A 7,656-nucleotide genomic window follows, 5' to 3' on the forward strand; every position below is an offset into this window, starting at 1 on the left:
CGCGGGGCTATGGGTCTTTGGGCGCCGGGGCCGCGGATGAGCATCGTCGTGATCAACCCCAATGCCACCGTCTCGATGACGCGGGCCGCGCTCGAAGCCGCGCGCCGCGCGGTGCCGGGGGTCGCCTTCGAGGGCTGGACATCGCATGACGGCCCGCCGGTCATCGAAGGGCCCGAGGATGGCGCGGCCTGCGTGCCGCCCCTCCTGCGGCTGGTGGAGCGCGCCTCCGAGCAGGGCGCAGAGGCGATCATCATCGCCTGCTTCGACGATACCGGGCTGCGGAAGGCGCGCGCCCTTGCCCGCTGTCCGGTGATCGGCATTGGCCAGGCGGCGTTTCATACGGCGGCCCTGATCGCGGACAGGACGGCCGTGGTGACGACCGTTCGGGCGGCGGTGCCGGTGATCGAGGCGAATATCGCGGTCCTCGGGCTTGATCGGGCCGTCGGCCCGGTTCGCGCCAGTGGCATCCGCGTCGCCGATCTGGAGCATGATCCGCATGCGGCACTTTCAATATTGAGCATCGAGATCGACCGCGCCGTCAGCGAAGGCGCCGACGCGGTGATCCTCGGCTGCGCCGGCATGGTCGGCGTGATCGACGCCCTGCGCGCCCGGTCGCCGGTGCCGCTGGTCGAGGGTGTCGAGGCGGCAGCGTGGCTGGCGCATGCCTGCATAGCATTGAGAGCGCCGTCCTGCCCTGCGGACCAAATCGGCTCAGGATCATAAAACGGTCGTTTGTGGGGTCTATGGGGATGACGCGACCTGATGCGGCAAGGTATTAGAGACCGCTTTGTGAAGGCCGTTCCGCAGCATTTGCGATAGGCAAAATGTCTGATCTAAGCGCGCGTACTCAAGGCCGAATGGGCGAGAAACAGCCGTTCGCCGCGCGCTGCAGGAAGGACGGCTTCTCAGGCCATGATCTGATAATCCCCTCACCATCAGTTTACCCCCAGCTTCAATGGCAGGCTCGATGACAAAGCCTTGTCATCGAGCTTGGCCTGAGCCGCGCTACGTAATGAGCCGAGCCAGAAGGAACCCGTTCGGGCCAAGGTGACAGCGGCCCTCTTTGGTCACGGCATATTGGACGTGGTCCGCCTTTAGCGCATCAGGGATGGTCACCGTGACCTCGCCGCATCCCAGGTTGAAAAGACAGAGCAAGCCGCCCGTTCGGAAACCGAGCAGAGGCTCGTCCAGATCGAGAAACTCGATTTGCATACCGCCGATGGCCGGAAGAGTTTGTCGCCATGCCAAGAGTATCCGGTAGAACGACAGCACCGAGTCCGGCGCATCTGCCTGCCGGTCCACGGCAAGATCCCGGTGCACGGGCTTGACCGGCAGCCACGTTTTCGGGGCGGTCGAGAAGCCGGCCTGCGAGGCTTCGGCCTCCCACGGCATGGGCGTGCGCGCGCCGTCGCGGCCCGGGTTTTCGGGCCAGAAGCGTAGCCCCTCGGGATCGACCAGCTCGTCAAAGGAAAGCGGCGGCACCGGCAGGCCCAGCTCCTCGCCCTGATAGAGGCAGACAGACCCCGGCAGCGACAACAGCAGGGCGGCGCAGAGCTTGGCGAAGCTCTCCGGGTCGGTGGCGTGTGAGGCCCAGCGGGTGACATGGCGCGGCACGTCGTGGTTGGAGAAGGCCCATGAAGGCACGCCGTCGGGATTCAACGCGTAGTAGCGCTCGATCTGGTCGCGGAAATGCGCCGCGGTGAAGGTCGCGCCCATCATCTCGGGGTGATAGCCCATGTGCAGCCGTCCCGGCGCGGTGTAGTCGGCCAAGCGCTCGATAGGATGGTGGCTCTCACCGATCTCGCCGATCAGTACCCCACCCATGGGTTCGACTGCGGCGCGCAGCTCGGCCATTACCTCGAGCGCCTCGGGCCGGTTTTTGGAGAACTCGGGGAACTGCATGTCGTAGGTCCGCAGCGTTGGTCTCGCCATCGCACGCTCATCGAGCGGGTTGTCCCGTAGCTCGGCGTCGTGGACGTAGAAATTCGCGGTGTCGAGGCGGAAGCCGTCAACGCCGCGATTCATCCAGAAGCGCAGCGTGTCGGCGGCCCAAACCCGGACCTCCGGGTTGTGGAAGTTCAGGTCCGGTTGCTCGGTCAGGAAATTGTGGAAGTAATACTGCCGCCGCTTCGGCTCCCATTCCCACGCCGGGCCACCGAAAATCGCCTGCCAGTTGTTGGGTGGCGTGCCATCCGGCTTGCCGTCGGCCCAGACGAACCAGTCGGACTTCGGGTTGCCACGGCTTTGACGGCTCTCGGCAAAGAACGGGTGGTCGATCGCCGTGTGCGACAGCACCTGGTCGAGAATCACCCTGAGCCCGAGTCGGTGGGCCTCTGCGATCAGCGCATCGAAATCTTTGAGATTTCCGAACATCGGGTCGATGTCGCGGTGATCCGAGACGTCGTAGCCCATGTCGCGCATGGGCGACGGATAGATCGGTGACAGCCAGACCGCATCGACGCCGAGATCGGCAACATGACGGAGCCGCCGGCTGATGCCCCTGAGATCGCCTGAGCCATTGCCTGTGCTGTCCTGAAAGGACCGCGGGTAGATCTGGTACACGACCGCCTTGCGCCACCAATCATCGGCCATACCCTCTCTCCCATGCTTTCCAAATCGTTTCGAGTCGCATAGCTATGACGTAACCGCCCGCGCTTGCAATAGCCTCGCGGGCGGTGGAGGAAGATCCATGGTCACGCTCAAGGATGTCAGCCGCGAAGTCGGCGTATCGATCACCCAGGTCAGCCGCGCGCTTGCGGGCTACCCGGATGTAAAGGAAGAAACCCGTCAGCGGATCGTCGAGGCATCGGAACGGCTCGGCTATCGGCCCAACGCGCTAGCGAGGGGTCTCAAGACCGGCCGCTCGGGCATCGTCGCTATGGTGGTGCCGGGCGATTGGGCGGTCGAGGAAAGCACGGTGCTGCTCGAGATCGTCACCGGGCTGTCGACCGAGATCTCGGGGCGGGGGATGCGCTTTGTGCTGCACGTGGCGGCCCCCGGAGAGGATGTGCGCGAGGCTCATGATGAGCTGATCCGTGGGGGGGGCATCGACGGCTTCGTAGTGATTCAGCCAGCGCGTGGCGGAGCACTGATCAAGGGGCTGGCTAAGTCCGGTATCCCCTTTGTTGTCCACGGAAATCCCGGTTCGGGAGCGCACCCGCATGTCGATATAGACAACGCGGCGGTGGGCGCGGATCTGCTGTCGCGCCTGCTGGATCTGGGGCATCGCCGTGTCCTGTTCCTCAATGGTCCGAAAGGTGCGCTGTTCGCGGAGGCTCGGGACGAGGGGGTCGCATGGGCACTGGCCGGGGCAGGGCTTGGCGCGGATACGGTTCGGACGGAGCACGGGCCGATGACCGAAACGCAGGGCCGCGAGGCAACGCGTTCGGCCCTGCGCCGCCCAGATCGGCCGACCGCGATCATGGCGGGCAACGTAATGCTAGCGCGGGGTGTCTACGATGCCGCTGCCGCGATGGGGCTGCGCATCCCCCAAGATCTGTCGGTTCTTGCGCATGACGACGGGCTCAGAGGCTATGAGCCGGAGGGATTCGTGCCGGTTCTCGGCGGCACCCGGTCTCCGCTGGCTGCGGCTTGGGTGGCGCTGGCCGATGCGCTGAAGGCCCGGATCGAGCATGGTGAGGCCTCGATCGAAAATCGCATTCTTCCGCACAAATTCAATGCCGGCGGGTCCACCTCAGAAATTCAGGGTTGACGGAGCGCCATCCGAAACGTTTAAGTCCAAATCGTTTCGGGTCGCATGGCTCGACGTCTCTGGGAGGGAAATTCGCATGATCCGCCGTTTCGCGGGCGCAAGCCTGCTCGCACTCGTTTCCGCCGCGCCGCTTTCGGCGCAAGAGTTGCTCCACCCGGTCGGGGAGGGTGCCTTCAACTGGGACAGCTATCAGTCCTTCGCCGACAGCCATGACTATTCGGGCCAGTCGCTGAAGATCGCCGGCGCCAACACCGGCAACGATGCCGAGCGCTATCGCAATCTTTACGCCTATTTCGCCGAAGCCACCGGGGCCAGCGTCGAATATTCGGGCTCCGAGAGCTTCGAGCAGGACATTGTCATTGCGGCACAAGCCGGCGGCCTGCCCGACATCGCCAACTTCCCGCAGCCCGGCCTTGCCAAGGACCTTGCCAAGCAGGGCGTGCTCCAGCCGCTTGACCAGGAGGTCGCCGATTGGGTCACTGAGAACTATGCCGCCGGGTCCTCCTGGGCCGATCTGGCGACCTTCGATGGCGCTGAGGGCGATAAGAACATCTACGGCCTGTTCTTCGGCACCGACGTCAAAAGTCTCGTATGGTATTCGCCCGAACAGTTCGAGGAATCGGGTTATGAGATCCCCGAAACCCAGGAAGAGCTGAAGGCGCTCAGCGACCAGATCGTCGAGGATGGCGGCACGCCGTGGTGCATCGGGCTCGGCTCTGGCGCGGCCACCGGCTGGCCCGCGACCGATTGGGTCGAGGACATGATGCTGCGCACCGTGCCGGTCGACGTCTACGACCAGTGGGTCAACCACGAGATACCGTTCAACGACGAGCGCATTGTCGCGGCGATCGAGGAATACGGCCACTACGCGCGGACCCCCGATTACACGCCGGCTGGACCCGAGGCTGTCGCCACCACAGATTTCCGCGACGCGCCCGACGGTCTCTTCGAGTTCCCGCCCGAGTGCTACATGCACAAGCAAGCCAGCTTCATCCCGATCTTCTTTCCCGAGGACGTGGTCGTGGGCGAGGATGCGGAGTTCTTCTATTTTCCGCCCTTCGAGGCCAATGCCGATCTCGGCCGGCCGGTGCTGGGCTCGGGTGGCTTGACCACCATGACAAAGGACTCGGAGGTCGCGCGCGGCTTCATCGAGTTCCTCGAGACGCCCTTTGCGCATGAGATCATGATGAGCCAGGGCCAGTTCCTGACCCCGCATGCCGGCGCCAACCTCGACATCTACACCACCGACACGCAGCGCGCGCTTGGCGAGATCCTGACCTCGGCCACCAGCTTCCGCTTCGACGGCTCGGATCTGATGCCCGGCGAGATCGGCACCAACGCTTTCTGGACCGGCATGGTGGATTACACCACCGGCGCCGAAGCCCAGAGCGTCGCCGACAAGATCGAAGAGCGCTGGAACGCGATCCAGTGATCGCGCACCGGGGTCGCGTCCGGCCCCGGTGACCGCCGCCGTCGCGGGGCCCTCCCGCCCTGCGGCGGCGGTCCCTCGCGGCAAGGTCCGCCGCATCCATGTGACGGAAAGGCTCGCCCATGAACCCGGCGCTTCAGGGCCTCATGACCATTGTGGTCGGGGTCGGCGGTTGTTTCGCCTATTTCTATCTCTCGAACCAGTTTCTTGACCGGGTGCTCTTCCCGGCCAAGGGGCCGCACGCCTCGCGCAACATCAACCGCGCCAGCCGCATCCGACCCTGGCTGTTCCTGTTTCCGACGGCCTTCGCGCTCGGGCTCTATCTGCTCTATCCGGTGGTAGGGTCGTTCATCCGCTCGCTCTACAACCGTTCGGGCGACGAGTTCATCGGGCTTGGCAACTACACCTCGTTGATCGGATCGGGCGAATTCCGCACGGCTTTCATGAACAATGTGCTCTGGGCGCTGGTGGTGCCCGCCGCCTCGACCATCCTCGGGCTGATCATCGCCCAGCTCACTGACAAGATCGCATGGGGCAACATCGCTAAGTCGATCATCTTCATGCCGATGGCGATCAGCTTCGTCGGCGCGTCGCTGATCTGGAAGTTCGTCTACGCCATCGACGAGGACATCGGCCTGATCAACGCGCTGCGCGACTGGGCGGGCCTTGCGCCGATCGACGTGCTGCAGCTGCCGTTCTGGAACAACATCTTCCTGATGGTGATCCTGATCTGGGTGCAGACCGGCTTTGCCATGGTGATCCTCTCGGCAGCGCTGCGCGGCATCCCAGAGGAGACGATCGAGGCCTCGATCCTCGACGGGGCCAACCCGTTCCAGATCTTCCTGAAGATCCAGGTGCCACAGATCACCGGCACGATCACCGTGGTCTGGACCACGATCACCATTCTTACCCTGAAGGTCTTCGACATCGTCTATGCGATGACGGGGGGCAACTTCGACACGCAGATCCTGCCCAGCTACATGATGCAGTTCATGTTCCGCGACGACGGGCGGGCTACCGCGGTCGCCATCCTGATCATGCTCATCGTCACGCCGGTCATGATCTCCAACATCGCGCAGGCGCGCAAAGAACTGCGCTGAGGGAGGGATCATGAGCACGCATATCGCAGGCAGGAAATCGGGCCTCGTCTGGGCCACGCACATCACGGTCGCGGCTCTCGTCATCATCTGGCTTGTGCCGACCATCGGGCTTCTGGTCTCGTCATTCCGCGACCGCGACCAGATCTCCGAAAGCGGCTGGTGGAAGTCGTTTTCCTCGGTCGAACAGGCCTATCGCGGCCGGGTCGACACGGTGGCCGTCACCCGGGACGGCGATCTCTGGGTTGTCGAGGCCAGCATCTTCACCGACGAAGAGGTCTCGGGCAGCTTCCCGGACGGAAGCGGCCGCGTCACTGCCTTCGGCGACAGCGGCCGGGCACCAGGCGAATACGACGCCGGCACCACCGCCGAAATCGGCAATGGCGAAACCCTCACCATGCAGAGCGACGGCAGTTACCGCTACACCTCGGCCACCGAGCCCGAGGGACGGGGCGCGCGCGTCTATTTCATCGCCGCGACGCCGCCCGAGTTCACCTTTGCCAATTACGAGACGGTGTTAACCTCGGACAACATGGACCGCGCCTTCATCAACACGCTGACGGTGACGATTCCCGCGACGATCATCCCGATCCTGATGGCGGCCTTCGCGGCCTACGCGCTGGCCTGGATGGACTTTCGCGGTCGTGGTTTCATGATCGCGATGATCGTGGGCCTTCTGGTGGTACCGTTGCAACTTGCGCTGGTGCCGATGCTGCAACTGCATAACGCGGTTGGCATCGGCCAGAGCTTTCTCGGCATTTGGCTCGCGCATGCAGCCTTCGGGCAACCGCTCGCGGTCTATCTCTTGCGCAACTACATGATCGGCCTGCCGCGCGATATCATCGAGAGTGCCAAGGTCGACGGGGCCACGGACTTCCAGATCTTCATCAAGATCATCCTGCCGCTGTCCTTCCCGGCACTCGCGGCCTTCGCGATCTTCCAGTTTCTCTGGACCTGGAACGACCTGCTGATTGCCAAGGTCTTCCTGCCGTCATCGGACGAGGCCAAGGTGATGACCGTGAAGATCGCCGACGACCTTCTGGGTTCGCGCGGCGGGGACTGGGGCATCCTCGCGACGGCAGCCTTCGTTTCGATCGCGGTGCCGCTCGCGGTGTTCTTCTCCCTGCAACGCTATCTCGTGCGCGGCCTGTTGGCCGGCTCCGTGAAATAAGGAGACCAGACATGGCCGAACTCAAACTCAGGGACGTGGCCAAGACCTACGGCGGGTCGGTCGAGGTCCTGAAGAACATTGATCTCGAGATCGGCAAGGGCGAGCTGGTGGTCTTCGTCGGGCCCTCGGGCTGCGGCAAGTCCACGCTTCTGCGGATGATCGCCGGGCTCGAGGAAATCTCCAGCGGCACGCTGGAGATCGATGGTCAGGTCGTCAACGACGTGCCGCCTGCGCAGCGCGGCATCGC

General features: G+C 64.1%; 7 protein-coding genes. 6 read left to right on the forward strand and 1 reads right to left on the reverse strand.

What is annotated here, in order from left to right; translation table 11 throughout:
* The coding region (locus tag MBELCI_RS17700; protein ID WP_369385491.1) for an aspartate/glutamate racemase family protein at window positions 1-723 on the forward strand (723 nt) is incomplete at its 5' end.
* A gap of 282 nt (window positions 724-1,005) precedes the next feature.
* Here the strand turns inward: MBELCI_RS17700 and MBELCI_RS17705 are convergent.
* Window positions 1,006-2,592, reverse strand: coding sequence for an alpha-amylase family glycosyl hydrolase (locus MBELCI_RS17705; RefSeq protein WP_021695621.1), 1,587 nt, complete (start codon window positions 2,590-2,592; stop codon window positions 1,006-1,008).
* A gap of 97 nt (window positions 2,593-2,689) precedes the next feature.
* Here MBELCI_RS17705 and MBELCI_RS17710 point away from each other — a divergent pair, with 97 nt between their 5' ends.
* The 5 genes from MBELCI_RS17710 to MBELCI_RS17730 form a co-directional block, all read left to right on the forward strand.
* Complete coding sequence (locus MBELCI_RS17710; protein WP_021695622.1) at window positions 2,690-3,712, forward strand: substrate-binding domain-containing protein; 1,023 nt, start codon at window positions 2,690-2,692, stop codon at window positions 3,710-3,712.
* Between the two features lie 76 nt (window positions 3,713-3,788).
* Window positions 3,789-5,144 (forward strand): ABC transporter substrate-binding protein, encoded by a 1,356-nt coding sequence (locus MBELCI_RS17715; protein WP_021695623.1) that lies wholly within the window; start codon window positions 3,789-3,791, stop codon window positions 5,142-5,144.
* A 119-nt stretch (window positions 5,145-5,263) separates the two neighbouring features.
* Window positions 5,264-6,241 carry a carbohydrate ABC transporter permease gene (locus tag MBELCI_RS17720; protein WP_021695624.1) on the forward strand — a complete coding sequence of 326 codons (978 nt, stop codon included), beginning with the start codon at window positions 5,264-5,266 and terminating at the stop codon, window positions 6,239-6,241.
* A 10-nt stretch (window positions 6,242-6,251) separates the two neighbouring features.
* A complete protein-coding gene (locus tag MBELCI_RS17725; protein ID WP_021695625.1) occupies window positions 6,252-7,409 on the forward strand; it encodes an ABC transporter permease subunit in 1,158 nt (385 codons plus the stop codon).
* An 11-nt stretch (window positions 7,410-7,420) separates the two neighbouring features.
* Window positions 7,421-7,656: ATP-binding cassette domain-containing protein (locus MBELCI_RS17730; RefSeq protein ID WP_045320462.1), on the forward strand; the 236-nt coding region annotated here is incomplete at its 3' end.

It is taken from the genome of Limimaricola cinnabarinus LL-001, assembly GCF_000466965.1.
GTDB lineage: Bacteria > Pseudomonadota > Alphaproteobacteria > Rhodobacterales > Rhodobacteraceae > Limimaricola > Limimaricola cinnabarinus.

Excerpts from the sequence above, each read along its gene's own strand:
- MBELCI_RS17705 (WP_021695621.1), bottom strand. The coding sequence starts at position 2,592 with ATGGCCGATGATTGGTGGCGCAAGGCGGTCGTGTACCAGATCTACCCG.
- MBELCI_RS17710 (WP_021695622.1), top strand. The coding sequence starts at position 2,690 with ATGGTCACGCTCAAGGATGTCAGCCGCGAAGTCGGCGTATCGATCACC.
- MBELCI_RS17715 (WP_021695623.1), top strand. The coding sequence starts at position 3,789 with ATGATCCGCCGTTTCGCGGGCGCAAGCCTGCTCGCACTCGTTTCCGCC.
- MBELCI_RS17720 (WP_021695624.1), top strand. The coding sequence starts at position 5,264 with ATGAACCCGGCGCTTCAGGGCCTCATGACCATTGTGGTCGGGGTCGGC.
- MBELCI_RS17725 (WP_021695625.1), top strand. The coding sequence starts at position 6,252 with ATGAGCACGCATATCGCAGGCAGGAAATCGGGCCTCGTCTGGGCCACG.